Origin of the sequence: Egbenema bharatensis FJBBOT/2019 (assembly GCF_048077055.1) — a bacterium.
GTDB classification, from domain to species: domain Bacteria; phylum Cyanobacteriota; class Cyanobacteriia; order Elainellales; family Elainellaceae; genus Egbenema; species Egbenema bharatensis.
On record NZ_CP182236.1, the window covers coordinates 5,379,155 to 5,405,265 of the forward strand.

36 protein-coding genes and 2 pseudogenes are annotated in these 26,111 nt (G+C 49.0%); 8 read left to right on the plus strand and 30 right to left on the minus strand.

Going from position 1 to position 26,111, the window contains the following annotated elements:
- Window positions 1-116: 116 nt before the first annotated feature.
- A complete protein-coding gene (locus ACM1PF_RS24970; RefSeq protein WP_416668267.1) occupies window positions 117-1,454 on the plus strand; it encodes a PQQ-dependent sugar dehydrogenase in 1,338 nt (445 codons plus the stop codon).
- Between the two features lie 469 nt (window positions 1,455-1,923).
- Here the strand turns inward: ACM1PF_RS24970 and ACM1PF_RS24975 are convergent, their stop codons facing one another.
- Complete coding sequence (locus ACM1PF_RS24975; protein ID WP_416668270.1) at window positions 1,924-3,324, minus strand: MFS transporter; 1,401 nt, start codon at window positions 3,322-3,324, stop codon at window positions 1,924-1,926.
- Between the two features lie 307 nt (window positions 3,325-3,631).
- Here ACM1PF_RS24975 and serS point away from each other — a divergent pair, with 307 nt between their 5' ends.
- The gene (gene serS, locus ACM1PF_RS24980) at window positions 3,632-4,912 is read left to right on the plus strand and encodes a serine--tRNA ligase (protein WP_416668273.1); all 1,281 of its coding nucleotides are present in this window, start codon (window positions 3,632-3,634) and stop codon (window positions 4,910-4,912) included.
- On the opposite strand, the gene ACM1PF_RS24985 is transcribed toward serS, so the two are convergent.
- Window positions 4,888-5,028 (minus strand): hypothetical protein, encoded by a 141-nt coding sequence (locus ACM1PF_RS24985; RefSeq protein WP_416668275.1) that lies wholly within the window; start codon window positions 5,026-5,028, stop codon window positions 4,888-4,890. The genes serS and ACM1PF_RS24985 overlap by 25 nt on opposite strands.
- A gap of 174 nt (window positions 5,029-5,202) precedes the next feature.
- Between ACM1PF_RS24985 and ACM1PF_RS24990 the strand changes: the two genes are divergently transcribed.
- The gene (locus ACM1PF_RS24990; RefSeq protein ID WP_416668277.1) at window positions 5,203-5,787 is read left to right on the plus strand and encodes an alpha-ketoglutarate-dependent dioxygenase AlkB family protein; all 585 of its coding nucleotides are present in this window, start codon (window positions 5,203-5,205) and stop codon (window positions 5,785-5,787) included.
- Window positions 5,788-6,184: 397 nt separating this feature from the next.
- On the opposite strand, the gene ACM1PF_RS24995 is transcribed toward ACM1PF_RS24990, so the two are convergent.
- Entirely contained in the window at window positions 6,185-6,727 is a 543-nt protein-coding gene (locus ACM1PF_RS24995; protein ID WP_416668278.1) for a hypothetical protein, read from the minus strand.
- 84 nt (window positions 6,728-6,811) lie between these two features.
- Here ACM1PF_RS24995 and ACM1PF_RS25000 point away from each other — a divergent pair, with 84 nt between their 5' ends.
- Window positions 6,812-7,213: a hypothetical protein gene (locus tag ACM1PF_RS25000; protein ID WP_416668280.1), complete on the plus strand. Its 402-nt coding sequence runs from the start codon at window positions 6,812-6,814 to the stop codon at window positions 7,211-7,213.
- A gap of 198 nt (window positions 7,214-7,411) precedes the next feature.
- On the opposite strand, the gene ACM1PF_RS25005 is transcribed toward ACM1PF_RS25000, so the two are convergent.
- From ACM1PF_RS25005 to ACM1PF_RS25075, 15 genes and pseudogenes are all read right to left on the minus strand, one after another.
- Window positions 7,412-7,732, minus strand: a complete 321-nt coding sequence (locus ACM1PF_RS25005; protein ID WP_416668282.1) for a YlcI/YnfO family protein — start codon at window positions 7,730-7,732, stop codon at window positions 7,412-7,414.
- 3 nt (window positions 7,733-7,735) lie between these two features.
- Window positions 7,736-7,939 (minus strand): annotated as a pseudogene (locus ACM1PF_RS25010) (toxin-antitoxin system toxin component, PIN family protein); the annotation flags it as partial.
- Window positions 7,940-8,080: 141 nt separating this feature from the next.
- The gene (locus tag ACM1PF_RS25015; protein ID WP_416668284.1) at window positions 8,081-8,263 is read right to left on the minus strand and encodes a HepT-like ribonuclease domain-containing protein; all 183 of its coding nucleotides are present in this window, start codon (window positions 8,261-8,263) and stop codon (window positions 8,081-8,083) included.
- Window positions 8,253-8,564: a nucleotidyltransferase family protein gene (locus tag ACM1PF_RS25020; RefSeq protein ID WP_416668287.1), complete on the minus strand. Its 312-nt coding sequence runs from the start codon at window positions 8,562-8,564 to the stop codon at window positions 8,253-8,255. The genes ACM1PF_RS25015 and ACM1PF_RS25020 overlap by 11 nt, the downstream gene beginning before the upstream one ends.
- Before the next feature lie 24 nt (window positions 8,565-8,588).
- Window positions 8,589-9,292, minus strand: a protein-coding gene (locus ACM1PF_RS25025) for an IS1 family transposase (protein ID WP_416667667.1) whose coding sequence is annotated in 2 segments (ribosomal slippage) — window positions 8,589-8,954 and window positions 8,957-9,292 — 702 coding nt in all. Because the reading frame shifts where the segments join, the coding sequence is not laid out codon by codon here.
- A gap of 224 nt (window positions 9,293-9,516) precedes the next feature.
- Window positions 9,517-9,693 (minus strand): helix-turn-helix domain-containing protein, encoded by a 177-nt coding sequence (locus tag ACM1PF_RS25030; protein ID WP_416668290.1) that lies wholly within the window; start codon window positions 9,691-9,693, stop codon window positions 9,517-9,519.
- Window positions 9,683-9,943, minus strand: a complete 261-nt coding sequence (locus ACM1PF_RS25035) for a DUF2281 domain-containing protein (protein ID WP_416668292.1) — start codon at window positions 9,941-9,943, stop codon at window positions 9,683-9,685. The genes ACM1PF_RS25030 and ACM1PF_RS25035 overlap by 11 nt, the downstream gene beginning before the upstream one ends.
- Before the next feature lie 284 nt (window positions 9,944-10,227).
- Complete coding sequence (locus ACM1PF_RS25040) at window positions 10,228-10,440, minus strand: type II toxin-antitoxin system HicA family toxin (protein ID WP_416668295.1); 213 nt, start codon at window positions 10,438-10,440, stop codon at window positions 10,228-10,230.
- Complete coding sequence (locus ACM1PF_RS25045; RefSeq protein WP_416676788.1) at window positions 10,430-10,651, minus strand: type II toxin-antitoxin system HicB family antitoxin; 222 nt, start codon at window positions 10,649-10,651, stop codon at window positions 10,430-10,432. Before ACM1PF_RS25045 ends, ACM1PF_RS25040 begins: the two co-directional genes overlap by 11 nt.
- A 162-nt stretch (window positions 10,652-10,813) precedes the next feature.
- Entirely contained in the window at window positions 10,814-11,455 is a 642-nt protein-coding gene (locus tag ACM1PF_RS25050; RefSeq protein ID WP_416668298.1) for a hypothetical protein, read from the minus strand.
- Window positions 11,456-11,463: 8 nt separating this feature from the next.
- Window positions 11,464-12,993, minus strand: coding sequence for an AAA family ATPase (locus ACM1PF_RS25055; RefSeq protein WP_416668301.1), 1,530 nt, complete (start codon window positions 12,991-12,993; stop codon window positions 11,464-11,466).
- A gap of 110 nt (window positions 12,994-13,103) precedes the next feature.
- Entirely contained in the window at window positions 13,104-13,322 is a 219-nt protein-coding gene (locus ACM1PF_RS25060; protein ID WP_416668302.1) for a DUF4926 domain-containing protein, read from the minus strand.
- A gap of 50 nt (window positions 13,323-13,372) precedes the next feature.
- Window positions 13,373-13,636 carry a Txe/YoeB family addiction module toxin gene (locus ACM1PF_RS25065; protein ID WP_416668305.1) on the minus strand — a complete coding sequence of 88 codons (264 nt, stop codon included), beginning with the start codon at window positions 13,634-13,636 and terminating at the stop codon, window positions 13,373-13,375.
- Window positions 13,633-13,869 carry a type II toxin-antitoxin system Phd/YefM family antitoxin gene (locus ACM1PF_RS25070; RefSeq protein ID WP_416668307.1) on the minus strand — a complete coding sequence of 79 codons (237 nt, stop codon included), beginning with the start codon at window positions 13,867-13,869 and terminating at the stop codon, window positions 13,633-13,635. The genes ACM1PF_RS25065 and ACM1PF_RS25070 overlap by 4 nt, the downstream gene beginning before the upstream one ends.
- Window positions 13,870-14,021: 152 nt before the next feature.
- On the minus strand, window positions 14,022-14,156 hold the full coding sequence (locus tag ACM1PF_RS25075; RefSeq protein ID WP_416668309.1) for a hypothetical protein: 135 nt from the start codon (window positions 14,154-14,156) through the stop codon (window positions 14,022-14,024).
- Window positions 14,157-14,252: 96 nt separating this feature from the next.
- Between ACM1PF_RS25075 and ACM1PF_RS25080 the strand changes: the two genes are divergently transcribed.
- A complete protein-coding gene (locus ACM1PF_RS25080; RefSeq protein WP_416666339.1) occupies window positions 14,253-15,560 on the plus strand; it encodes an NF041680 family putative transposase in 1,308 nt (435 codons plus the stop codon).
- Between the two features lie 148 nt (window positions 15,561-15,708).
- Complete coding sequence (locus ACM1PF_RS25085; RefSeq protein WP_416668311.1) at window positions 15,709-15,948, plus strand: hypothetical protein; 240 nt, start codon at window positions 15,709-15,711, stop codon at window positions 15,946-15,948.
- Window positions 15,949-15,998: 50 nt separating this feature from the next.
- Here the strand turns inward: ACM1PF_RS25085 and ACM1PF_RS25090 are convergent, their stop codons facing one another.
- Both ACM1PF_RS25090 and ACM1PF_RS25095 read right to left on the minus strand, forming a co-directional pair.
- Entirely contained in the window at window positions 15,999-16,253 is a 255-nt protein-coding gene (locus tag ACM1PF_RS25090; protein WP_416668314.1) for a ParE family toxin-like protein, read from the minus strand.
- The gene (locus tag ACM1PF_RS25095) at window positions 16,253-16,453 is read right to left on the minus strand and encodes a hypothetical protein (RefSeq protein WP_416676789.1); all 201 of its coding nucleotides are present in this window, start codon (window positions 16,451-16,453) and stop codon (window positions 16,253-16,255) included. Before ACM1PF_RS25095 ends, ACM1PF_RS25090 begins: the two co-directional genes overlap by 1 nt.
- 213 nt (window positions 16,454-16,666) lie before the next feature.
- Here ACM1PF_RS25095 and ACM1PF_RS25100 point away from each other — a divergent pair, with 213 nt between their 5' ends.
- Complete coding sequence (locus tag ACM1PF_RS25100; RefSeq protein WP_416668316.1) at window positions 16,667-16,852, plus strand: hypothetical protein; 186 nt, start codon at window positions 16,667-16,669, stop codon at window positions 16,850-16,852.
- Window positions 16,833-17,054, plus strand: a pseudogene (locus ACM1PF_RS25105) (type II toxin-antitoxin system PemK/MazF family toxin); the annotation flags it as partial. The gene ACM1PF_RS25100 and the pseudogene ACM1PF_RS25105, both read left to right, overlap by 20 nt.
- Window positions 17,055-17,074: 20 nt before the next feature.
- Here ACM1PF_RS25105 and ACM1PF_RS25110 read toward each other — a convergent pair.
- From ACM1PF_RS25110 to ACM1PF_RS25155, 10 genes are all read right to left on the minus strand, one after another.
- A complete protein-coding gene (locus tag ACM1PF_RS25110) occupies window positions 17,075-17,458 on the minus strand; it encodes a hypothetical protein (protein ID WP_416676942.1) in 384 nt (127 codons plus the stop codon).
- A gap of 89 nt (window positions 17,459-17,547) precedes the next feature.
- Window positions 17,548-17,748: a DUF4926 domain-containing protein gene (locus tag ACM1PF_RS25115; protein WP_416668319.1), complete on the minus strand. Its 201-nt coding sequence runs from the start codon at window positions 17,746-17,748 to the stop codon at window positions 17,548-17,550.
- A gap of 21 nt (window positions 17,749-17,769) precedes the next feature.
- Window positions 17,770-18,174: a type II toxin-antitoxin system VapC family toxin gene (locus ACM1PF_RS25120; RefSeq protein WP_416668322.1), complete on the minus strand. Its 405-nt coding sequence runs from the start codon at window positions 18,172-18,174 to the stop codon at window positions 17,770-17,772.
- Window positions 18,175-18,183: 9 nt separating this feature from the next.
- Window positions 18,184-18,423, minus strand: a complete 240-nt coding sequence (locus ACM1PF_RS25125; RefSeq protein WP_416668323.1) for an antitoxin — start codon at window positions 18,421-18,423, stop codon at window positions 18,184-18,186.
- Between the two features lie 152 nt (window positions 18,424-18,575).
- Window positions 18,576-19,031 carry a type II toxin-antitoxin system VapC family toxin gene (locus ACM1PF_RS25130; protein ID WP_416676791.1) on the minus strand — a complete coding sequence of 152 codons (456 nt, stop codon included), beginning with the start codon at window positions 19,029-19,031 and terminating at the stop codon, window positions 18,576-18,578.
- The gene (locus ACM1PF_RS25135; protein WP_106172292.1) at window positions 19,031-19,282 is read right to left on the minus strand and encodes a hypothetical protein; all 252 of its coding nucleotides are present in this window, start codon (window positions 19,280-19,282) and stop codon (window positions 19,031-19,033) included. Before ACM1PF_RS25135 ends, ACM1PF_RS25130 begins: the two co-directional genes overlap by 1 nt.
- 230 nt (window positions 19,283-19,512) lie before the next feature.
- Window positions 19,513-19,734: a type II toxin-antitoxin system HicB family antitoxin gene (locus ACM1PF_RS25140; RefSeq protein WP_416668324.1), complete on the minus strand. Its 222-nt coding sequence runs from the start codon at window positions 19,732-19,734 to the stop codon at window positions 19,513-19,515.
- A complete protein-coding gene (locus tag ACM1PF_RS25145) occupies window positions 19,731-19,955 on the minus strand; it encodes a type II toxin-antitoxin system HicA family toxin (protein WP_416668325.1) in 225 nt (74 codons plus the stop codon). The genes ACM1PF_RS25140 and ACM1PF_RS25145 overlap by 4 nt, the downstream gene beginning before the upstream one ends.
- Before the next feature lie 408 nt (window positions 19,956-20,363).
- A complete protein-coding gene (locus ACM1PF_RS25150; RefSeq protein WP_416668328.1) occupies window positions 20,364-24,344 on the minus strand; it encodes a magnesium chelatase subunit H in 3,981 nt (1,326 codons plus the stop codon).
- A 610-nt stretch (window positions 24,345-24,954) separates the two neighbouring features.
- Window positions 24,955-25,749, minus strand: coding sequence for a PEP-CTERM sorting domain-containing protein (locus ACM1PF_RS25155; RefSeq protein ID WP_416668330.1), 795 nt, complete (start codon window positions 25,747-25,749; stop codon window positions 24,955-24,957).
- Window positions 25,750-26,111: the final 362 nt, after the last annotated feature.

Consider the following 26,111-nt stretch of genomic DNA (forward strand, 5'->3'; position numbering starts at 1 on the left):
ATCTTTGTAGGTCGTATTCCTGTCACCTGAATCCTTCAGCCGCACCCTGCCATTCGTTTCAGTCTTGTAAGTTGCAAGCCACAATAGTAAATGGGTTGTTATTCAGAGACCGTCAGATGAAACAAACCACAACACCAAAATCGAATCGACCAACCGGCCAATCAACCAGTCGATCGATTCGCAGGACATTAGTTCGCAGGACACTAGTGGGACTCAGTGCGTTGGGAATCGTGGCCTGTGCTGGAGGAACTCCCAATGGCACCACCGCTGATAGCCCTGCCACACCTGCACCACCCACCACAGAGGAACCGACGGCTCAAGCCCCTGAACCCGATCCAACTCAGGATACAGTTTCCCTGGCAAATCGGGGGACGGGGGAAGCCTGTCAGTTTGTGGAAAGTGGGTTTGGCCCAACGGGGCAGGTAGAAGTGCGGGCGGAGGAAGTCGTTAGCGGATTGGATGTACCCTGGGGAATTGTCTTTCTGGAGAATGGCGATCTGCTGGTGAGTGAGCGTCCCGGACAAATTCGGCTGGTGCAGAATGGTCAACTTCAACCCAATCCGGTGGCCACGGTTAATGTGACTGCCTCAGGAGAAGGGGGATTGCTGGACATTGAAGCCCATCCTGACTTTGCCAACAATCGCCTGTTCTACGTCTACTACACCACCGATCGCAATGGTGTGCCGATGAACCTGGTGGAACGCTGGCAGCTTTCAGAGGATGGACAAACGGCGACAGCCGATCGCGTGATTATTGACGATATTCCGGTGGCCCGTTTCCACAACGGCGGCCGCCTCAGGTTTGGCCCGGATGGAATGCTGTACATCGGCACAGGGGATGCCAGTGCGCCAGATATTTCTCAAGACCCGAATAGCCTGGGCGGAAAAATTCTGCGCGTCACTCCCGATGGTGAGATTCCAGGGGATAATCCATTTGGCAATAACCCTGTTTTCATTACCGGATTACGCAACACGCAGGGCTTTGACTGGTTTAATGACACTACTCTATGGGTCACGGATCATGGCCCCAGCGGCGACCTTGGACGACGGGGACAGGATAAGGTCAGCGTGGCTACGGCTGGCGATAATTTAGGCTGGCCAGTCTTACAGGACTGCGAGTCAGGAGAAGGCTTCATCAGTCCAGCGTTAATCTGGCGAGATGCAGTCCCCCCCGGAGGAGCCGCCATTTACACGGGCAATGCGATTCCCGAATGGCAGGGAGATTTAATCATTGGCACCCTCGGCTCAGAACATCTCCATCGCGTTTCGTTTGATCCAGAAGCTCCCTACCGGGTTCAAACCCACGAAGTCTACTTTAGTGGCGCAAGCGGACTGGGTCGGATTCGGGAAGTGATCATGGGGCCCGATAACGAACTGTATGTCACCACGAGTAATTGCGATGGCCGGGGAGCTTGTCCGGCAGAGGGCGATCGGATTTTGCGAATCACTCGATGAGGGGGAAGTGAGGAGTGAGGAGTGAGGAGTGAGGAGTCGGGAGTCGGGAGTCAGGAGTCGGGAGATAAGTTTTGGGTGCATCCCAGTTTTGCCGCCTTTACCCTGAATTCCTTTCTCCCTCAGGATTACTGTGTATGCCAAAGTTCAATACCAGTAGGAACCGGAACCCACCCCTGCCCCTCCCAAGAGGGGAAACCTGGAGAAACAAACCCTCGACTCAAACAGAGATACTCCCATAAATCCCCTCCTGGGAGGGGCTGCTACCGTGTACACACAAATCTTCATTTGCTTCCCAATAGCGGTTTGATCCCCCCTAACCCCCCTTAAAAAAGGGGGAACCGGATCGGAAGTCCCCCTTTTCAAGGGGGATTTAGGGGGATCTTGCAGGGTTTTATGGGGTAAATCCAGATCTGTGTACACGGTAGGGGAGGGGCTGGGGGTGGGTTCATCTTTGCCAGAGGGACTATCCTCAACCCGAATTACTATTAGAAGCCGTTGCCCGACGCAATTGGGGCACTCGATTCCAGCCGATCGCCTTTGAGTCGTACAGGCTCATCAGCAACAGACTGGTTAAAAGGGAGATGACTGGAATCACGACGGTAATGGCCCGAATCATGGTGAGCGCCGATCGCGGTTGCAGTAGTTGAACGGGGCCGGGGATGGCTTCTTGAAATCCAGATCCCGCCAGGAGTTGCCCCACGATGAACAAACCCAGAGCCAGGGCAATTTTTTGCAAAAACACCAGAATGCTGTAGAGCAGTCCTTCCCGCCGTTGTCCTGAAACTTGTTCATCCAGATCGGCTACTTCCGGCAGTAGGGAGAGGGGGACTAAATACACCGTAGACATCCCCAGTCCCATTAAAATGGCTAACTCGTACAGCAGCGGCAGTTGCCCTGGTTGCAGATCGATTAAGCCCAGGGTTGCCAGAATCCACAGACTGGTTCCCAAACCAAAAACGACCTTTTTACCCAGTTGCCGACTCAACCATTCCCACAGAATTAGGGACAGCAGGGCCGTTCCCTGAACCAGGACGACGATCGTTGGAATCGCTGAGGTCTGTAAGTTCAGGCAGTTCACAATGAAGTAGGGCAGGACGGTGGGCGTAATTTGCAACGCCATCCAGGAGAAGGCATAGATACCTGATAGCAGGATCAGCGGACGATTGTTGAGTAATGCATTTAAATTCAGCGGTGTGGTTTTGGGCTGGGATAGATTCGTGCTGGGTTGTTCTGCGGTGCCCCAACAGCAGCAAAGGATTGAACCGACAATTACGATCGCCCCAATACTGCCCAGAATCATCATCTGCTGCTGCGGTTGACTGCTCCAGTGGTTAATTGCCTGGGCTAGAAGCAGAGAGCCTAGACAGCCACTCAGGGAAAAGCCAAACCGAAAGCCATTTAGGCGGAGATGCTCTTCCTGATCATTCGTTAGCTCAGTCAGTAAGGCTCCGTAGGGAATGGTAAAGGCGTTCCCAGCCGTCTGAAACAGGAGGGCAACCCCCAGAAAGTAAACAAACTGCATTCCCGTTTGCCAGGGGGGAATCCACCAGTGCAGCAGAAAGGAGGTCGCCAGCAACGGCGCACTACCCACCAGCCAAATTCGTCTTCTCCCCCAACGGCTCTGGGTGCGATCGCTCAAAATCCCGATCAGGAGGGTACTAATCGCGCTCCAGCCATTACTGAGACAAAGAATAATTCCGGCGAGGGCAGGCGACAGCCCGGCCTGGGTGGTTAAAAAAAAGCAGAAGAAGACCATTAAGGTATTCCCTGCCATTGACGGGCCGAAATCTCCCACTCCGTAAGCAATACGGGCGAAAATGCCCCGTTCTTGGGAATCTTCGAGATCTAAATCACGCTGCCTTATTTGCATGAAAATCTGCAACACTCCGTTGTTTATCTTAAAAATGGGTCAATATTTGTCTTAAAAATTAGTCAACCCTGTTTTCGCAAAAAAACTTCCTACCTAGAGGAAGATTCTGCCGTTGAAAAAGGGGCTGAACAATCTGAGGCTGAATCATTTTTCGACCCCCGATCGCGGTTCAAACCGACTTAACGTACCCATCCACCCAGATAAACCTGGCATTTTGAAATTTTTCAGGGGCAAACCTCAAATCTAAAATCCAAAATTGGTAGCATTGTTTATTGGCAACCGATCGCGCCAAACATGAGGAATTGTTGTGATTGATCTGAAGCAACTCCGGGAAAATCCAGACGCATTTCAAGCAAGTCTGAGTAAACGAGGCGAATTTGACCTGTCGCCCATATTGGAACTGGATCGTCAGCAGCGCGAGTTGGAGGTGGAACGATCGCAGCTTCAAGCGCGCAGTAACGAAATTGGTAAACAGGTTGGACAAAAGATGAAATCGGGGGCGAAACCAGATGACCCGGAGATTCAAGCCTTGCGTGATGAAGGAAATCAGGTTAAATCTCAACTGAGTGAACTGGAGCCGAAGGAGAAGGAAATTAAGGCGGAATTGGAATCGATCCTTCTGACCATTCCTAATCTACCCAATGAAACGACTCCTGTGGGCAAAAGTGAGGATGAAAATGTGGAGGTGAAGCGATGGGGTGAAGCCTATCTGCCGAAAGACTCTGAAGCCATTTTGCCCCACTGGGAGATTGGTGAGAAATTAGGAATTTTAAACTTCGAGCGATCGGCACGAATTGCCCAAAGTCGCTTTGTTACTCTAATTGGGGCAGGAGCGGCTCTGGAACGGGCATTAATTCAATTTATGCTCGATCGCCAAACGGCTGCGGGATACACGGAAGTCCTACCGCCGATTTTGATCAACACCCAATCCCTGACGGCTTCTGGGCAACTGCCGAAGTTTGCGGAGGAGAGCTTTAAGTGCGCCAATGACGATTTGTGGCTCACGCCTACGGCGGAAGTGCCGATTACCAGTCTGCACCGGGATGAAATTTTGGCGGCTGAAGAACTCCCCAAATACTACTGCGCCTACACACCCTGTTTCCGACGCGAGGCGGGTAGCTACGGACGAGACACCCGTGGGCTGATTCGGCTGCACCAGTTCAATAAAGTGGAACTCTATATGTTCGTGCGTCCTGAGGATTCGGAGACGGCTCACCAGAAGATCCTGACCGATGCGGAAGCGATTCTCCAGGCGTTGAAGTTGCCCTATCGGGCGATCGAACTCTGTACGGGTGATTTGGGCTTTTCTGCCACGAAAACCTATGACCTGGAGGTGTGGTTGCCTTCCTCTGGTAAATACCGCGAGATTTCAAGCTGCTCTAACTGTAAGGATTTTCAGGCCCGACGCGGCAATATTCGCTTTAAGGAAGCGGGTAAGAAAGGAACGCAGTTTGTCCATACGCTCAACGGCTCTGGGCTAGCGGTGGGACGCACTATGTCGGCGATTCTGGAGAACTATCAGCAGCCGGACGGAACGGTGAAGATTCCAGAGGCGTTGCAGCCTTATTTGGGACGGGAGGTTTTGTAGGAGTGAGGAGTGAGGAGTGAGGAGTGAGGAGTGGGGGGTGAGGAGTGTTCGCGGAGCGTGGGCGTTCGTTTGACGTTGCCGAAGGCAGTAAGCCCGTAGGAGTCGGGAGCGTTCAATCTGTGACTAAACAGGACATTGGCAATTTAGGCAAACAGCAAATGGTATCGTTCGGTCAACGCTTATGCCCTGGTGAATGGATTAACCTATCCCTTGTGCAAAATCTTCTGCATCCCGGAATCTTGGATGCGGCAAACTAAAAAGTCATCTCACTGCTCCTCTAATCGTGTCTGATGCTCACCGTTTCCTTGCCCTTGCCTGATGCAGAGATTATTCTTTACCCATCGCTGTTGAATGGGCCAGTATCCGATCGCCTGCTCAAAGACTTGATGCAGACCATTCAGTGGCAGCAGGACTGGATTACCCTCTACGGGCGATCGCTACCGCAACCTCGATTAACTGCCTGGTACGGTGATCCCGGCAAGTCTTACACCTATTCTGGTATCACCATGAATCCGCATCCCTGGACACCAACGCTACTTGACTTGAAGCAGAAAGTAGATCCGCTTTCAGGGGTAGTGTTTAACAGTGTGTTGCTCAATTTGTACCGAGATGGAACCGACAGTATGGGATGGCACAGTGACGATGAACCGGAATTAGGCACGAACCCAGTCATTGGCTCGCTCAGTTTAGGAGGAACGCGACGATTTATGCTCCGACATCGATTTGAGAAAGGTTTAAAGCATCAATTAGAACTCACTTCAGGCAGCTTTCTGCTCATGAAAGGAACAACTCAACATTACTGGCAGCATCAAGTTCCTAAAACTAAGCGATCGGTACTGCCCCGAATGAATTTAACCTTTCGAGTCATTGTTTGAACGAACCATGCTGTTACTTTAAGGAATACGAATTGAATCATCTGAAACTCCTGTGGGGTGGACCTGATTGACTGACAAAACTCCTGAAACTATGATTCTCTCGTAGGTTGGGTAAAGCCGTTCCGGCATACCAGAAAAGCGATAGCGTAACCCAACGAAATGCAGACGGGTGTTGGGTTTCACGCTGTTCAACCCAACCTACCAAAAAGATTTGTCTTTAAGGAATACGAATTGAATCATCTGAAACTCCTGTGGGGTGGACAGCGTTTCGACTGAGCGCTCAAGCCGAAGTCTTGCCCGCCCAGTCAGCGAAGTAAAACACTACACAGGTTATTTAATTCATGATCCTTCGGACGACCACGGAAGCGATCGATAGAACTCGAACGGGGCAATGGATTTAGCAACCGACATCGCCGATGGCTTCAACCGACGTTTCCTGACCCTCCGCATTGATAACGGTAATGGTGCCTTTAACACCCCACACCTCTGAATTTTCGGGTCTAGAGGTCACTTCTGAATTGACTTCGGCAATCAAGCCCTCCTCAAGGCTTGCGAAGGTTTGCCGATCGAACTGGCCGTAATACTCCTCGCCTTCCCCACTCGTGCGCTGAAACTGCACGATGTCGCCATCGATCTTCATACGCAGGGTGGCTTCAGCAGTGCCATTGGGGGATTCCAGTCCGTTAAACAGGTAGACTCCGTCAGTCCAAGGGTCACTTCCCGCTGCCCGGAGCGTCATCCCACAGCCCCTGATATCAATTTCGTCGAAGGTGAAGGTGCCAATTTCGGGAGCACTCTCCGTCGTTTCCGCCAGGGAAAGCGTTTCGTCAGGCTCTGGGCGATCGCCAGAGGAGGTATCTGCATAACAGGCAGCGAGACCGAAGGCACAACACCCGGTCACAATGAACTGCTTGATTAAGGGCATTTTGTTGACAATCACAGTGCCGTAGAGCTGGGCTTGGGTAATTAACTAAGGTGAGGATAACCGTTTAGTATACTCGAAAGTTAGCAAGGTCTAGTACACATGACTATTCCTGAAATATTACAGCAGGCTCAGGATCTCACCAGCCAGCTTACATTAACACTCGATCATCCTAAATCTGTGAAATTGCAGCTTAAGCAAATTTCGCTGGTGCAAAAGCAACTCAGGGCACTGAAAAAAGAGTTGACTGCTGAAATTCGAGCAATTAACCAGCAGGCTTCTCAAACTGGGGCAGACAGTTTCCTCTCGGTCGGGTTGGATGTTTTTGGCAAGCGCAAATGGGCTGGCAGGGTTAGGGCTGAAACGAGGCGATCGATCGAACGACAAAAACGATCGGCCCGTCAGCCCTATATGGAGGTGAAGGATCTGATTGACCGATTGTTGCTGGAGGGCGATCGGCTAAAACTGGAGGGAGAGCAATATTTAATTGACAGTGGCGGTTGATAAATACAAATCTTGGCGATTAAGAAAATGGATAAAGATATTGTCCGCAGGTTAACGCCTGAAGAAGAGGAGTTGGAGAAAAAGCGTTCTGAATTGGCAGGTTTAGAGGCTGAGTTAACCCAACGTGAATTGGATCTGGCTACGCTTGAGAGTGCTCTAGACGTGCCAGGAAGAGCGAGAATCTCCTCTGTCAGTTGCTCAATCGATCCGAAGACGCTGCTGAAACCGGGCAATCATTTCAGGGTTGAGTTCTGCTTCGGGCTGAACCTCTTCTCGTTGATCTAAAACTGATTTGACCTCCATTGTCGTTGCCTGCCCCAGTTCGTTGAGTAAAGCTTGAAAAGCTTGCTGTTGTTGTTGAACGTCCTCACCAGACGTTGCTTGCACCGTATAAGCCAGGGCAACTTGGCGGGTTAGGGCATAAACAATGTACTGATTTAAAGAAACACCTTCACGCTCAGCCAGGTGAACCAACTGCTGGTGTAGGGTTTCGGGTAATCGCAGTGTGAATCGACTCATCAATTAACTTCCTTCTAGTGCCAATTGGGTAACTAATTCAACAGGAGTCATCACTTGCAAACCGAGAGACTCTCTTGCACTCCTAAAATCACGCAAGTTAGAAGTTATGACCATTGCATTGGCATTCATTGCACAATCAATGAGCAGATCATCTCCTGGATCGGGTGAGGTTGGTCGCCAGGAATAATAGATGAGGGTGAATTGCGATCGGTACTATAGCATCATATTCAGTGTCATCACATTAAGAAGGCATATACAAGAGAAGCTAACGCAAAGTTAATCAATCGATCGTCTAGTGGTAACGATCTATAGTCCATTTGTAGGGGGGAATGGTCATGGCAACCCAATTTAGTCGAGATTTTCGTTTTGCTGAATCTGTTCGATGCAACTTTTTAGGGGTTGTAGATCCTGGCGAATGATGTTCCACACAATGCGGGTATTAATACTGAAATAGGCATGAGCGATGATGTCTCTCATTCCAGCGATCGCCTTCCACATATCGGTCAGGTAAAGGCTCAGTTTACGCGACATAAACGGCTTCTTGGATGACGGTTTCTCGAATTTGGGGTTTGATGTCGGTTTTAATCACTAAATCGACTTTTCTTTGAAACAGATCTTCCAGGAAGAACTTCAGGTTCATATACAGCATTAGGGTAGGGTCTGCGGCAAACTCCACTAGAAAATCTAAATCACTGGCTGCGGTGGCTTGGTTGCGGGCAACGGAACCAAATAAGGCAAGACTTTTGATCTGAAATGTCTCGAAAAGCTGTGGCTGTTCTCGAAGGGTCTGAAGGACAATTTCAGCGGTCAGGGTTTGGGTGGGGCTGTTCATGGCTCACATTTCGGCGTTGCTGAATCAAGAGATGAACCTCGGAGGAACTGGAACATCGTCAAACCTGAGGTAGTGAAGTAACAACCGAATAGAGTGAGCCAGCATTTCTACGGCTTTGGAGTAGCACAGCGTTTTGCGATGCAGTCGAGCCAGATAGTGCCGCAAGCGAGTGTTCTCACTTTCAACTCGAGTCATATACGTTTTGCTGACAATCTGATCGCCATCGGGAATGAAGCCGGGATACACCGACCACCCATCAGTGACGTAGAAATAGCAGTTCCAGTCCACCACAGTCTGCCAGAGCGGGACAAAGGTTTCAGCACTATGGTCACCCAGAACCCAGCCTAAAATTCCCTTTTTGAAGTGGTCAACGGCTGTCCATAGCCAAATCTTGTTTTTTTTGAGCCGACAAAGGTTTCCAATTCGTCGAGTTCTCCAACTTCGGGGGGCGTTTCCGGTGCATAGGCGTCCGGCAGGCGCGTTGCGACCTGCTGCACCCAGGTAATGACCGTGGTATGGTGTACTCCTTTGACCCGTTCGATCGCTCGAAACCCAGAGCCGTTGAGATACATCTTGATGCATTCGCGTCTGAACTCGTCTGAGTACCCTCGATGCGGGTCGTAGGTATCAATGAACTGACGACCACAAGCGACACAAATGTGATTTTGCTTACCTTTCCTCTTACCGTTTTTACGGATATGAGTAGCCCCACACTCTGGACATTGCATTGCAGATTACCCTAAATCATCTTTCAATTATGCAACGCCCACATTTCCTGTCTAAAGTTTTATTTTTCCATTAATTGCTTGAGAAATAAGAGGACTCGATCGCTTGGGGTGTATCCCACTTTTGCATTTGCATGATGGATAGTTCACTGGCAGGCAAGATGCCTGCGCTACGGAAATTGATAATTTGCATAAGCTGCTACATTCTTTTCACTCAAAGCAAAGGCTCATTCTGAATCTGGTTCATACACGATGAACTCCCCTGGTTGCCATCCATAGGCACGGCAGATTTTTTCAATTACTTCTCCAGTTGGGATGTAAGTCGGATCATCACAGAGTCTATAAGCGGTTGCTCTACTTAACCCGGTATCTTGCCAAAAGCGTCGCAAAGAATCACAGGTCAAGTCCTTGTTGCCGATATTTACTCAGCAAGCGTTGCTGATATTCACTGGTTGGTGCTGTTGGGGTGACTTCTAAGCTGTCAGTCGCGTCAAACCATTGTGCCCAATCTCCAGAGCGATCGCCTTCAGGTGAATCAATGCCTGTTTTAGCTTGATGATTGTGAGCAATGAAGTCAATAAAGTCGATAATTTCTTGCACCAGCGATTCGGGAAGTTGCTGGATCTTCGCGATCGCGGTTTCTCGAATTATCATAACTATCAGCTCCATTGAAATCGTTTGTTCACCTAACGTAAATTTTCTTACTTCTCAAGTTTAGCGGATGCCGTTCTTTACTAGATGAATGCATTTATTAATCGAGCGATCGAAGATTATGTAGAGACAGACGACATTCAGGAGATCGTTCAACGATACAACCTTGAGGATGGTGAGGAGTAGGGGCAATCGAGTCTCACAGGCTGGATGAGGAGGAGGCTTTGTAGGCATGTGGGGAGAGGGGCGATCGGTTTCGACATAGTATCTAGCCTTCTGTGTAACCTCTAGCGTAACCGATTGAACTCTTCTTCAGTGATACCCAACTGCTTCAAGATTTCCTGAAACAACCAGTTACCTATCTCTGCACTACCATGAATCGGAATTGTTGTTGCTCTGCCATCAGGATGTTTCCATCGAGCATGGCTTCCTTTCTGCCTAACCTTCTCAAAACCCAACTTTCGTGCCACCCGTTCGATTTCTTTTGCTCTAGCGGGCATGGGTCACAGCTACCTCAACATCTTCGGGGAGTTCTTTACCTGCTTCTTTATACTCATCCCGAATCATCTCAAACACCTGGACAAGCTCGGCTTGAGCCTCTTCTGTCGTTTGTCCCCAAGCATGACAACCTATAATCGCTGGAACGTAAGCAACAAACGTTCCATTACTGTCAGGACGCAGCACGACTGTGTAATTTTTCAACGATCGCATAGGGGTTGGTAAGAACATATCGCTACGACGAAATTAGCACATTTCTAAATTCAGTGGGGCCTTTATAGAAATGGGGGGAGAGGGGCGATCGGATTCTGCAAGTTGGATGAGAATATGTTATTTCAGTTTTTCCTTTAAAGAACTTATACGTCATTGCTTACTTCAGATGGATTCCCAACCTTTCTTCCTAATGACACCTATGACTTCAGACTCTAAAGCTGCAAAAGCAGGTAATACGCGCAGTGGGCTAAAATCACCGATTAGCTCTGAAACTCGATGGGTGCAATCACTTGCCGAAAATCTCCTGAGCCGTCTTGATGATAAGCCGCTAGCTTGACGAAGAAGCTGATGCAGCGTGTCTTTAGGATCAGCCTCATCCTCGAGTCTCTTGATGTTTGGGAGGTGCAATTCGGTTTTTCCATTTGGATTAGACGCTGCTTTACGCAAAGCACCTATATCAAACAGCAACCACGCCTCAGTCATACGAACTGGTACAACACAAACTGTTAGTGCCGAAAGAGAATCAACTTGAGTAACGGCTGTACGAATCTCATTTATACGAATTTCATGAGTATCTTTCTCCGCATCGCGATGAATAAATAAAAGGTCACACGGGTACAACTCGACACTCAACCTGATTCGCTTTTCAAATGTATTTCGTAGAGATTTATCTAAACGACGTAGATCTGCCCATTGAGGTTGGATAGCATAATGACTAAGATGAGTTTGTAATATCCAGTTGAGTATAGGAATAAGTGCTCTATCGGAGCTACCATCAGAAAGCAATGTATAACAGATTTCCATCACGATATTTACCTGGAGAAACCTGGCAGTAAGAGTTGAAGATCTTCTCTATCCACAACTCGTCGCTTTTTAGATTTCGCTGGTTTTAAGCCTTGATAATTAGTCTCGTGTCCATTATTATCAGACTCAAGTTCGTAATCAGGAACTGGATTGAGGTATGCAAGAAGCTTACCTTTTGAGATAATGCTTGCTTTGCTGGATTCTGGATCTTTAGACTGTCGCCAAGTACCAGGTAAATACCCAAAACAAACTCGCTTGAATCTTTGACCTGAAAGCACTGTCTCTCTTAATTCAGCAACTAAAAGGCTATCCTCAGGTACCTGCATAACGACTGCTGGTGAATGGGTATTAATAATTACCTGACGCAAAGGATTGTCCAATCCAAGTGCTTCATCCGTAGCAGTAGCAATATCTTGAAGCAGTTGAAGAATTTTTGGAATTCGCTCTGGATGAATTCCGTTTTCCGGTTCTTCAAGGCATAAAAGTCCTTGAGCTTCTGGATCTAACTCAAGCACTGCTAATGCCAAAAAACGCATAGTTCCATCTGAAAGTGCTTTAGCCGGATGAGAGGTTCCATCTCGACTTGTAACCATTAAAGTAAGAAGCTCACGCCGATTATCCCAATCAACCCATACTTTATCTACATCTTCAATCAAATTAGCTAGACGGTTGGCAACTTCGTAGTAGACCGGGTTATCCACTTCATCATCGGACTGCCCGTTTTTTTGTCTCTCCATCCTTGCTAGGTGATAGAGAGTTGCAGCTAAATGAGAACCATCTGTTTCTAGTTTAGTTGGAGCAGTGAATTCGTCAGGCTGCCTTAAAGAAGAAGGTTCAAGTTGTAGCAATCGCCAAGATTGCATTTCTCGTCTGGCTAGCAGTGCTGTGGGACTTTCAGCGGCATTTGCTACAGACAAAACCGTTCGAGGAAGGTTAGCTGCTGAACGAGACAAAGGCTGACCTCTGCTTCCACCATCTTGGTGTAGTTTAATCACTCGATTTGTTCCATCATCTTCAGTAGAAATAAATGGTGAAGTGCGTCGTCCTTTTATAGCTGACTTTCGCCAAGCGGGACGATGCGGAAACAATAAGTTTTTAGGAGCATCGCCTATATTGATATGCTCTAGTTCTTCTTTGAGAAGTTCTAGAGAGCCGAGGGAGCGAAACCTGTCATCAGATCGATAGGCAAGCGTCAAGGAATAACGTAAAAAGGTAATACTTGCTTTCGCTCTTTGTCCCAGATCATCCTCGCCCTCATCTGCTACGATCATTTCTGCCTCAAAAGACATTTTATCTGCATAGGTATCACTTACACGATGAAATAAACTCCGTACATCACCTGTTTTACCTTCTTCATCTCGAACAGACAAAGCTGCCTCAATCAAAGGAAGATCCGCCAAAGCACTCAGGAATCTAATAGCATCAAAAAGGTTAGATTTACCAACACCATTTGCACCAGCGATACAAGTAAATGCCCCGAAACGAACATCTACATCAATAAGATTTTTGAAGCCAGAAACTTTCAAGCGCGTCAGCATTGCAAGTTTTAAATGAAGGAATTAAACAAAACTTCCTGCCGATATCATAACCGATCGCCCCAAACCCACTTCAAGCCTCTTACTAATTCGATCGCCCCTCATTACCCTGCTCAAACCGTAACCGCCTCAGCCTGAGTATTAAGGGGTGCTGGTTCAAACCGGAGTACCATCAGTTGTTCTGGTTGCAAACCTAGGGACTCATAGGTACGCCCATTGCGATCGCTGAATTCCACCTCAAACGCCGCACCATTCGCCAATATCTCAACTACTGTCCCCAACTGCTCCCGCCACAAATTGTATTCAGGCAAGTCGATCGTCAAGCCGTTCATTGTGAAATGTTAGCGTTGCTGAAACTTTAAAAGATTTCCCTACTCATCCCCTACTCATAATGCGTCCACATCCGTAAAATTTTCACCGTCTTCTCAGACTCAATCACCTCGTACACAAGACGATGCTGAATGTTAATTCGCCGCGAGTAAGCACCCTCTAAATCTCCGACTAACTTCTCGTAGGGTGGTGGATTCTGAAACGGATTGGTTTGAATGAGATCCAGTAAAGCTTGAGCCTTGTCGCGTAAATTGCTAGCTGCTAGCTTCTTGGCATCTTTCTGTGCCTGCCTGGTATAAACCAAATCCCAACTCACCACTCCAACTCCCGATCGCACTCCTCGATCGGTGTTGCCAATCCTTCTCGAATTGATTCTCGCATCCCTGGAACGGAGAGCAGATATAGGGTTTCCTGCACTGCTGCCCAATCCGCTTCGGACAACAACACTGCATTGCTATGCTCCCCTGCAATCACGATCGGTTGATGGGACTGGCTTACCGAGTCAATCAAATCCTGTAACTGCTGTTGAGCTTTACCAACTGGGATCATAATTTTCAATGATTCGTCTTCGTTCTTATTCTCTAGTTTACTTTCCTTTCTCTTTCTAAATCCCAAACCCACCCGCCAGAAAACCTCGATCGCATGGGGTCGAGGCAAGATTCGATCGCTTTAATTGGGTCAGGCAATTGGGCAAGATACCCCTACGAGGCAGGCTGTTTGGATAAAATCACCAGGCAGCTTGCGATCCTGCGCTGATAGGTTCCTTGCAGGAGAATCTCGCGGCTCAGTTGAATCAGCAGTGCTTTAATTTCATTGGCTTCGGCTTCGGTCAGCATGATCATAACTGGAGTTTAGACTAATTGGGAAAGAAAAGCAGCCAAACCCGACGGTTTGGCTGCTTAATGGTCATGTTGCATCAATAATGATTGACCATGACTAATTTTGACCGCTTGAGGGCGTTTCGACATAAATCCTACATGCTGATTGGCAACGGCAAGGATGCTCTCTTCGACCTGATGGATGCCGTGCTAGTGAGCCGCAGTGTGTACTCCTTTGCCGAACTGTCGGTTGCCCCTGTCTTTCGACGCCAATGGCCGAGTTTGTATGAAGCCCTACAGGATAGCAACCCGCCTCGACTGGAGTGGATGGGGTTGTACCTGGAGCAAATGCCCCAGGACGAACGGGTTGTCTTAGCGGGAGACCACACGGCATGGTCAAGGTTACAGGCACAAACCCTGCGAGAACGGACGTATGAACATCAAGCAACTCCGATGAGTGGAGCCAAACCGGTGACGTTGGGACAAGGATATAGTACGATTGCGTGGATTCCAGAGGAGCAGGGCAGTTGGGCATTACCGTTGCTGCATGAACGCATCACTAGCGCAGAGAGCCCCATTAGCAAGGCAATAGTGCAATTGCGTCAGGTGTGTGAGCAGTTCCAGGTTCGTCCCTTATCTTTGTGGGATGCCGAATATGGCTGTGCCCCATTCCTCAATGGTACGGCGGATATTGCTTGTGACAAGTTGATTCGGTTGCGTTCCAATCGAGTACTGTATGGACCACCGCCTGTTTATAGCGGAACGGGTCGTCCTCGGCAGTATGGGGAGAAGTTCAAACTTAACGATGCCACCACCTGGTGGTCATCTGATGCCGAACTCCAGGTAGAAGAGTCCCGGTGGGGACGATTACACGTGCGGATGTGGTCATCAATGCGACTGCGACGCGTTGCCAACCAGACGATCTGGTTAATTCAACTGCAACGCCTCCATGACTCTGCCCTCCACCCCGCCAAACCTTTGTGGCTAATTTGGGTGGGACAAGCACCACCCGACTTAGAGACGGTGTGGCAACAGTATTTCCGTCGCTTTGCCATTGACCACTGGTATCGCTTCGCTAAGCAACGATTGCACTGGACGTTACCCCAGTTGGCAACGCCCGAACAATCCGAACGCTGGAGCGATCTGATGCCCTTGCTCACCTGGCAGTTGTGGTTGGCTCGTTGCCACGTCCAGGACTCCCCCCTGCCCTGGCAAAAGTCATCTGCTAAGCTATCTCCGGGACGAACCGCAAATGCCTTTGCCTCTGTTTTAGCGTTGATTGGCACACCTGCCCCCCCGCCCAAACCACGCGGAAAGTCACCGGGGTGGACTCCAGGGCAACCCCGTTCCCGCCGTATTCGCTATCCAACGGTCAAAAAGCGCTTCACCAGACCCAAGAAGGTGGCGAACAAGACCGCTTAACCACTAAATTTTTCCCAATCTTCAGTCTCGCTCAATCCAGATAAGGGGGTTGGGCTATTTCTGCTGTGATTAGTCTAAACTCCAGTCATAAACTCACCTCACTTAAGAGTAAATTGATAATACCGTAGTACATCACATACTCCGGTATATGGCTATATCATACGGCAAAATAGCAGGTGACTCTCTAAAAAGCTATGAAATGTCGCCTACACCCAAAGATAAGCAGGAAATTCGGGTCACGATCGATAAGGAAACCTATCGATTGTTAAAGAAACTTGCGGGCGTGAAAGAGTCAAGTATGAACAGGCTAATGAATGAAGCCTTGGACAGATTCCTGGAAAGTGATGATACAAAGGAAGTGATCCAGCGATATAACCTGGAGGATTAGTCAAGGCAGGTATTGTAAACAATTCACTAAGGCTGCTGCACCGACTACAATCAACCAATCAATCTGTCATACTCGGCGTGTGTACCAATCCAAAACCAGGAAATGCCGTTCTCTACCTCAACACCTAAAGCGCGGTAATTTAACCCTGCCCGTACTGACCAATACTTCTTACCCAATTTTTTGAAATGTAGCGATGGATGAGATGGGTCAGACTTGAGTAGTTCATAGCATTCATCAGCAATTCGTTGCACATTTGCAGGGAGCGCATTGTAGCATTGCCAGAATCGCCGGGTCGTGTAGTGCATTAAATCTCGCGGCAGTGCCCTGCTTCAAATTCTGCGATCGCCTCTTGTGCGAATGCTTCCAACTTACCGTCTGCAATGTCTTGTTCTAGCTGTTCATCCCAGCGTTCATAATCCAAATCAAGAAACCACTGTTTTAGCTTCTCAAATTCATTCGATGGAAGTGAGAGAATTGCTGCTTCAATTTGCTCAAGGTTTGACATCACCGTTTTACCTCTCTGCCTATTGAGAAAATTATAGCTTTGTAGGGAAAGGAAGATGCCTTTTATGTCTGGAGGAAGAATAGGGTAGAGGGGCGATCGAACATCACAGGCTGGATGAGGATGAGTCTTTATAGGAACGGGAGGAGAGGGGCGATCGGTTGGCGGATACCGTAACATAGAATCAAATAACAACCTCTTGTGCGGAAACTGGACATGGACGCTTTGGTTCAAGAACTTGATATTAAACTGCGCCAGTGGCAACCTGACATTGCTCAACAAGTGCGGCAGTGTCTTGCGGAGATTATTGAATTGGCAGACCAGGATGCTTTGGATGTTCTTCGTTCCAGGGTGGTTGAACAAGAAGTATTGGATTTGATCGATGAACCCGAAACCTGGTGAGGTGTGGTTGGTCGATTTGGGGCTTGCAGCTAAAACGCGCCCGATTGTTGTTATATCTCGCTATGATTCTGAGCCTCCCCGTGCTCTGGTGCTCTATGTGCCAATCACCACACAAAATCGAGGGAGTGCCTACGAAGTTGAACTGCCAAAGCTTCCCTTTTTGCGACAAGGCTCTATTGCGAATGTTCAAGATCCAGGTTCAACCAAATATAGAGGAGAGGCTTACACCCTTTCCCAAACAGTTCCATTCATGATCATGCTTTTATGGTCTATGGAAGTAATCTCTCCACCATAGTTAGTGCCCAATACATTGGCAGCTGCTGTAGCTAGTAGCGCATGAGGCGTTAGCCCCTTTAACCCTGCACTAAACTTTTTGACATAAAGATGTAATGTACTTTCGTCAAGAAGCCAACTGCCTATAATATGGTCACTGCCAGTAATCATTCCCATAGTTCTAGAAAATATTCCACCTCTTGTCACAACCCAATTAAAACCTCCATCACTTTGAATGGTCAAAGTGATCATTCCACTCCCTTCCCCAGAGGGAACCGATCCTATTCTCCAACTGCCTACAATATGTTTCCTAATTTCACTTTTTTCAGTCATATTTTTGTCAGCACTTCTAAAATTAAAAACCCAATGCAGCCTACTTATCCTAGAGTGCCCAATTTTAGAAATATCCTACTGTCCTAAACTTACTTTGTATCAGGGGATGCTGGCTCAAACCGGATTACCATCAGTTGTTCTGGTTGCAAACCCAGGGATTCATTGGTATGCCCACTGCGATCGCTGAATTCTACCTCAAACGCCGCACCATCCGCCAATATCTCAACCACCGTCTCCATCTGCCCCCGCCACAAATTGTATTCAGGCAAGTCGATCGTCAAACCGTTCATGGTCGAATTGGCTTCCTTGTCTCAAGATAACCAGTTTTCTAATCTCAAGTTTGATACACGCTGAAACTCACGAAAGTTGGCTGTCACTAGCGTTAGATCGAGCGTTAAAGCGTGAGCCGCAATCAGTAAGTCATTGGGATCAATCGGTGTTCCTGCTTGTTCCAAATGAGTACGAATTTCGCCATAGCACTGATCGATGGGTGGCTCTAAAGCTAGAACAGGCAGAACAGAAAGGATGCTTTCAAGTTGACGAACGAGGCGATCCGAACCACTCTTTATAGCACCAAATCGGAGTTCACAGGCAACAACGATACTTGTGCAAATCTTGGGTTCACCCACAGAAGCAATACACTGAAACACTTGACCTTGAGGATGCCTGACTAAATCTGACAGAATATTGGTATCGAGCAGGTATGCATAGTCCATTCGGTTCTGCTAAAGCATCACGTCATCGAGAGGAAGAATTCCATCATCGGTGTCAGGAAATTCATCAGTGATATCGGGTAGAGTGGTCAGCAAGCTCAGTAACGAGTTAGGCGGAATCGGTTCAATGATTAATCGCTGTCCTTCTTTACGCAGCACAACTTCCGTACCCACAAGGGCAAACTCTTGCGGAATGGTAAGAACCTGCTCCTCTCCATTGATCAGTAGTGAAACGTGGCGTGTTTTTTCCATCAGTGATAAAGGCGGCTCAGCTTTACTGATATCCTAACCGATCGCCCCGCAAAAACACTTAGTTCCAGCTCCAATATTTTGACAAAAAGTAACTATTCGACTGACTGATGCGATCGCTTAGTTGATTGTTTGAGGAGGGAGTAGCGATTGCATTAGGCTGATCCTTCATTCAAAATGTGACGGGGATCGATCGTTGTAATTTCAGAAAACCGCTTGAAATCGGCAACATTAAAGGTAAGTAGATGAGGGATTTGATGAGCGATCATTGAAGCAACTAATCGCGTATCATGAGCTTGCTTTCCATTGACTTTGTATTTAACAACTAGTTGCTCCCAGACGTTGTAGATTTCTGGATTATCTAGTTGCAACGTGAAAAGCCCTTTCAGCAGAGAGCTTTCATGGGCTGCCTCCTCGACTGTCAATCCTAATCCATTGGCACCTGTGGGGCGGGTTGCCACTGCCCAAAACTCAATCAGGTTCTGCGGAACAATGCAAAGCAAGTGATTTTGTTGGCGAAGCGTTATGTAAGCTTTCTGAGCCATAGGGTGCATAGAATCTTGGCGATGAACCAATCGTATCAAAACATTTGAGTCCACCAAATACCTCATCACTGCTGATCTTCCCGCTCCCGGTAGATCGTTTCACGGCTGAACGCTTCATCTGGTAAGGGTAATGCTTTGGCCAGGGAAGGGCTTCTTCCGAGTTGGTGCAGGAGCGTTTCCCATTCGGGTTCTGCTTGGAGTGCCAAATGTTGTTCAACCAGCATTTCTAGATAGCGATCGACGGAAACTCCCTGTACTGCGGCTTGGGCAATGAGGCGAGCTTCAATCTCTGGTTTAAGGTCAAATTTGATGCTCATGATAGTAGGTTTCTAAGTTTCTTGTGCTGTGTTTAATCGTAACAGTACTATTGTGGACACCCTAACCAATCGCCCCCAAAAAACGACCAGTTTCAGTCCCAATATTTTGACAAAAAGTAACTCTCTAGGTGGCTGAGGCGATCGCCCCTCATTACCCTGCTCAAACTGTAATCCCTTCAGATTGAAGCAACGTCTGCGGCATCTGAATGATGTTGCCCTGATCAGCACAATTATGAAGCAACTTGAAGTGTTCTAGGTTCAGGGATGGATTCGCCTTCTGCCTGCCAAGCTTCCAAGTACATTTCAATCACTTCTTCACCGTTATGAATCGCCTCCTCACGAGTTTTACCGTGAGTACAGGGCATGACAACAAGCTCGGAGAATTCTGGAATAGTAACCAGGAAAAGCTGATCTGCATCAGACCACTCGATCATCATGCTATATCGATTCATGAATCCTCGTCCTCCTTCAACTTTTTTAATGCAGCAAGTAAACCTTTTAGTTGCTTCTCCAGATAGAGTGGTACATCATCTCCGTCCTTGCCCGGAATGGTTAGTGTTTTTCTAAGCAGAGGATGTCGCCACCGTTCATGGCTGCCTTTGCCACGCTTGGGAAGATAAACAAACCCTTCACGGGCAATCTCAGCTTTCAACTCTCGAATTTTCCTGGGCATAGATTGTATTCACCTTCCTACCCTATTGCCCCACCGCCTTATTTCTACCTGAAATATTTCTACCTTAATTGTCTTCACCATCTCCATTTCATCATCTTCTCAGCCACACCAGCCATCTGTATCAATATCACCTACGCGGGATGTTAGCCAGGATTTTCACCGCTATCCTAACCGATCGCCCCCAAAAAACGCCCAGTTTCAGTCCCGATCTTTTGACAAAAAGTAACTTCTCTAGGTCACTTCCATTGGTCAGTAGTGAAACGTGGCGTGTTTTTGCCATCAGTGATAAAGGCGGGCTTTACTGATATCATAGCCCGATCGCCCTATCCCTCCCCCAATCCATACAAAAAAAGGTGGGCATCACACCCACCTGATAAACTCGATCGCCTCTAATGACAGATCAGAGGATTATTCAATTCCTTCAATTCGGTCTTCCACTTCCTGATACAGTTCGCGCAGCAATTCCAAATTGCTTTCACTGGTTTCCCAGTAACCGCGACCGTTCACTTCCAGAAGCGTTCCGACAACTTTCCGGAACGAATGCGGGTTCAGGTTCATTAACCGCTTCCGCATTTCCTCATCCTTCACGAACGTTGTGTTCGCATCTTCGTAGATCCAGTTATCCACTGCCCCTGCCGTTGCCGACCAGCCCATCGTGTTGACCAATCGCTTCGACAGTTCCCGCACGCCTTCATACCCGTGGGACAGCATGCCCTCATACCACTTCGGATTCAGGAGTTTCGTCCGGGCATCCAGACGCACCGTTTCCGAAAGGGTACGCACCTGAGCATTGGCAGTGGTGGTGTCGGCAATGTAAGCCGCTGGAGCTTTGCCATCTCCCCGCAAATTCGCCACCAGCTTCGTCGGGTCAGAGTCGAAGTAGTGGGACACATCCGTCAGGGAGATTTCCGACGAGTCGAGGTTTTGGAACGTTGCATCCACTGTCTTCAGCGAAGACTCAAACACCTCCCGCGATTGCTCCATCATGCCGGGATTATCGGAATTAAACGCAAAGGACTTCCGCGCCAGGTACATATCCTGAAGTTCCGACTCACTTTCCCAGGTACTATTCTCCACCGCCAGGTTCACGTTAGAAGAATAAGAACCCGACGCATTGGAAAAGACGCGGGTAGCTGCCTGCCGCAGATTAATGCCCATGTCCTCCGCCTGCTTAATTGCGTGCTTGCGGACAAAGTTCATCTCGATCGGCTCTGGTGCTTCCGCCGCCATCTTAATCGCCCGATCGAGCAAGTTCATCTGATTAATGAACAGATCGCGGAACACGCCAGAACAGTTCACCACTACGTCGATGCGAGGACGACCCAGTTCCTCTAAGGGGATGAGTTCCAGCTTATTCACCCGACCCAGGGCATCAGGCACCGGACGCACACCCACCAGCCACATCACCTGCGCCAACGATTCCCCGTAGGTCTTGATGTTATCCGTGCCCCACAGCACAAAGGCGATCGTCTCTGGATAGTTGCCGCCATTCTCCGCCTGTTGACGGGCAATCAGGCGATCGACCACAATCTGCGCTGACTTCACCGCTGCGGTGGTGGGAATCGATTGTGGGTCAAGGGCGTGGATATTTTTACCTGTGGGCAACACATCCGGGTTCCGTACCGGATCGCCACCCGGACCCGGCAGCACATACTCACCCTCCAACGCCTTCAGCAACGCGCCCAGCTCGTTATCGGCAATAATCTGCTTCAGGCAAAATTCCAGATACTCAAACAGCGGTTTGATCGCCTCCGGGTCAACCTTGGTGTAGCCCGCTTCGTGCAGAGCCTCAATCCAGGGTTCCTTTCTGCCAATGTTGAAGAAGTTGAGCTTCGTCACCTTAGACACGCGCCCATCGGCATCGGTCTGTTCCTTCACCATTGCTGCCACTGCCGCCCGGACTGCCTGATTGATCTCATACAACAACTGCACATCGTCCAAATGACCCCGATCGCTGCTCTTGTAGATTTGATCAATATCGCGTCCCAGGCTGTTGGCAATGATCCGTTGCAGGCTGATGATCTCCTCTTCCGGGCGATCGAGTCCGGCAATATTCACCAAAGTGGCGATCGCTTCCTCGGCTGTGGGTGGCTTCCCAATCACATGCAAACCACAGGGCAACAGCCGCGACTCAATCTCCATCAGCTTGATGTAGACCTTGCCCACCAGGCTATCCCGCTCCTCTGCCGTCAACTCCGAAGCATCGGTGTCTGGCAAGGTAATATCCTTATCCAGGTTGACCATGCGGCTCTTGTCAATGATGGCATTGACGATCGGCACGCTGCGTCCGGAATCCTTCAGGGTTTGGTAGGAGCTAATTAACTCACTTAACTCCTTCAAGCCCTTATACAGTCCAGCATTTTCCGCCGGGGGAGTCAGGTAGCTAATGGTTTCGGCATAGCTGCGGCGTTTGGCGATCGTCGCTTCCGAGGGGTTATTTGCCGCGTAGTAGTAGAGGTTGGGAATCGTGCCAATCAGGCTATCCGGGTAGCACTCTCCAGACATCCCCATCTGCTTACCGGGCATAAACTCCAGGGAGCCGTGCGTCCCGAAGTGCAGGACAGCATCCGCCTGCCAGATGTGTTCCAGGTAGGTGTAGTAGGCCGCAAAGCCATGATGGGGGCTGGCGGAACGGGAGAACAGTAGCCGCATCGGGTCGCCTTCATAGCCGAAGGTGGGCTGAACCCCGATGAAGACATTGCCAAAGTGCTTGCCAAACACCAGCAGCTTTTCGCCATCGGTATTTAAATGTCCGGGGGCTGATCCCCAGTTTTCTTCTAAACGTTTGTAGTAGGGGGTGAGTGCCTCATATTCCGGCACCGACATCCGGTAGGCAATATTCAGTTCAGGGCTGCTGTACTGCGCCTGGGCATCGTGGATCACCGCCTGCATCAGTTCCTCCGCCGATTCGGGCAGATCCTCGACATCGTAGCCATTATTCTTCAAGGCTTTGACTGCCTCAAAGATGGAACCAAACACATCCAGGTAAGCCGCCGTTCCCACGTTCCCTTTATCCGGCGGGAAGCTGAACACGGTGATCGCCACCTTTTTGTGAACCTTAGGCTTGCGGCGCAGGTTTGCCCACTTCATCGCCCGTTGGGAAATCGCTTCGATCCGGTCTTGCAACGCGATCGCCTTCCCCGTAGCACCATCCCGACCCGACATAATAATCGGTTCGATCGCCCCATCCAGTTCCGGAATCGCAATTTGGAGAGCCACCTGAATTGGGTGCAAGCCCAGATCGCTATCCTGCCACTCTTCCGTGGTTTGGAACACCAGCGGTAACGCCACCATGTAGGGACGATTTAGCCGCTTTAAAGCATCGATCGCCTTGGGATGATCCTGCCGAGCGGGACCGCCCACCAGGGCAAAGCCAGTCAGAGAAACCACCACATCGACGATCGCCTGCTGGGGATTAATTGGGTCATAGAAGTAGGCATCCACAGGCTTGGAAAAGTCCAGTCCACCCGCAAACACCGGGATCACCTTAGCTCCCATGCACTCCAGTTCCTGCACCATCGCCACATAATGGGCATCATCTCCGGTAACCAGGTGTGTCCGTTGGAGCACCAGACCGACACAGGGAGCCAGGGGATCTTTCAGGTCGTCCGAAATATCTGAGCGGGAAGAATGCCAGTTCAGGTACTCCTTCAAATCCTCGAACATCTGCGGGGCTAAGGGATGCCAGATGCCCATATCGGGATAGGTGACTGGCTCCTGATATTGGACTGCCGATCCTTTTTCCGTCGGGTGAATGTACTTGTCGGAGAGCATCAGCAGGAAGTTTTCCAGGTTTTCTGGGGAACCGCCCAGCCAGTACTGGAAGCTCAACATAAAGTTGCGGGCATCCTGCGCCTTGTCGATCGGCAGATACTTCAGGACTTTGGGCAGGGTTTGCAGCAGCTTCAGCATCCCATCCTGGAAGGATGAACCAGACTTCTCCTTGCGTTTCCGCATAAACTGAGCGATCGCACTCTTGGACTGGCCCAATTGCGCCATCGAGAAGCTGCCCATCTTATTCAGGCGCATCACCTGGGGCATGGAGGGGAAGACCACCGCCACATCCAGACGATCGCGGTGCGGCTCCACAGCAGCAACCACTTTGTCCGCCAGTTCTTCAATGAAGATGAGAGAACCGATAAAGACATCTGCCTGAGCCACATCCCGCTCAAATGCCTCGTAGTTTTCAGGGCTACGCAGTTCCTCCAGCAAATAGCCACTGATTTCGATCGCCAGATTCGGGTTTTTCTGATTAATGGAACGAACGGCCGCCGAGAGAGAACTCTGATACTGCGGCTCTAACACGACATAGACCACCTTAATCAGCGATCGTCCCTGGAGGTCATTGGGAGCGATATGCCGGACGGCGGGCTTGACGTGAGTGAACATGCGGTTAGGCTCCTTTCAAAGGCTGTCAGCAAATCGGCAAAACACTATCGGAGGTAGTCCAGCTAGCAAAATATCAAGATTGCCATGCTAAGGATTACTGCCAATAGCCATAATCAATCAAAGTGTTACAAGAGTGAAATTTACCAGAAAACCCTTACCACATGGGCGATCGGGCTGACATCTGACACAATTCGCAAAAAATAACGAGATGTTTTTTTACAGTTGTTGACGAGAGCAGAAGCATGTGCTCAATTTTTTGTTAAAAATCTTAATGTAAATTATTTGAATTTTTGGTGGTTGACGTAAAGCAGGACACTGAAATCGAAGATAGGAAGAGAAGGAAAACAATAGAGCGTCAGGGGAATGCTCAGAACTGGTACTGCCCACCGCAAGCTAAAAACCTGCACAATGAATTACCTGATCCATTTTGCTGATCCAGGTTTTACTGCTGCAGGTGACTGTTCAACCTAACGCGGCCCGATTCAATTGGTTCAATTGGTTCAAAAAAGCCAGAGATCCCCAAATTAAGGTTCACCCTGGCTTCCTCTTCACTTTTGGTTTTAAATCCTACTGAAAAGATGGGATTTTGGATTCAGTTGCGATCGAGGCTCTAGGCAATCTGATTAGACTTGCGCCGACGAGACAGGATCAGTCCGCCGCCGATGATGCCTAATCCCACCAATGTTGCGGGTTCGGGCACCGCTTCCGCTTTCACGACCCAGTCCTGATAGTCGTAGTAGTAAGTAGCGGGGTTCGTGCGGGAGGCTTGGGTTTGAATGAACTCACCATCCTCTAAGCCGATAAACAGGGCACCAGACTGATTAACGGTAACGAACCGACTGCTGTGAGCTGCGTTGTACTGCCTGGAAGTCAAGTCATAGAACTGATCAGATACCGCATTGAAGGTATACGAATCGAGTGCTCCAACACCAAAGGTGCTGAGACCCTGGCTCAGGAGAGCGAGCTGATAGGTGATGCCCGCCCTAAAAGTAACGAAAACCTCACACAACCCAGTGATAGCCACACCACAGGTTCCTAACCAGTCATTGGTATGCGCTCTGGCTCCTGGGTTGTAGGGCAGCGTCTCGCTAAAAATCGAAACGAAACTATCAGCCCCCTGCCCTGGCAGAAAATAACCAAAGCTGGAAAGCCCCATGCCCCGACTCCCTAAGCCATCCATTTGAATACTGAATTTTACTTTCAGATCCTGGGAGGGGGTAAAAGCACTGGTTTGATAAGGCAGACTTGAAATTGGTGCAGCAAGTCCGTTGCCAACTGGCACATTTTCCGACAGGGTCGGTAGTCCGAGATCCGCAGGCATAAGGCTGGCAGCTTGAACGGGTGCTGCGGCTGTAATTGCAGTTCCAACGATACCGAGAAGTGCAAGTGTAGGTTTGAAGTTCATAGATGCTCTGTCAACTTATAGAGAAGTTAAATGTTTAGGTGTTTACCCATGCTGAAGCAGGGCGGATTGAATGACTCGCACAGGGATTGCTACACAGACTTAAAGCCAGGGAACTGGAAACACAGTACTTACAGGTAAGGCAGCCAGCATAATCGAGCGTCATGGGGTGTTGACTGATGCCACTCTATCACAGAGTAAGAATAGATACAGATGGGGGTTTGCCGGGCATCGAAGAGCATTGGCTGATTTAATTCAGGAATTTCACTCAGGACAGGGGAAGAGAACAGAGGAATCGATCAATTCCACCATTAAATCTTACTCATCTATACTGATATTTTGCTTTGATGAGTATCGTTTTTTAC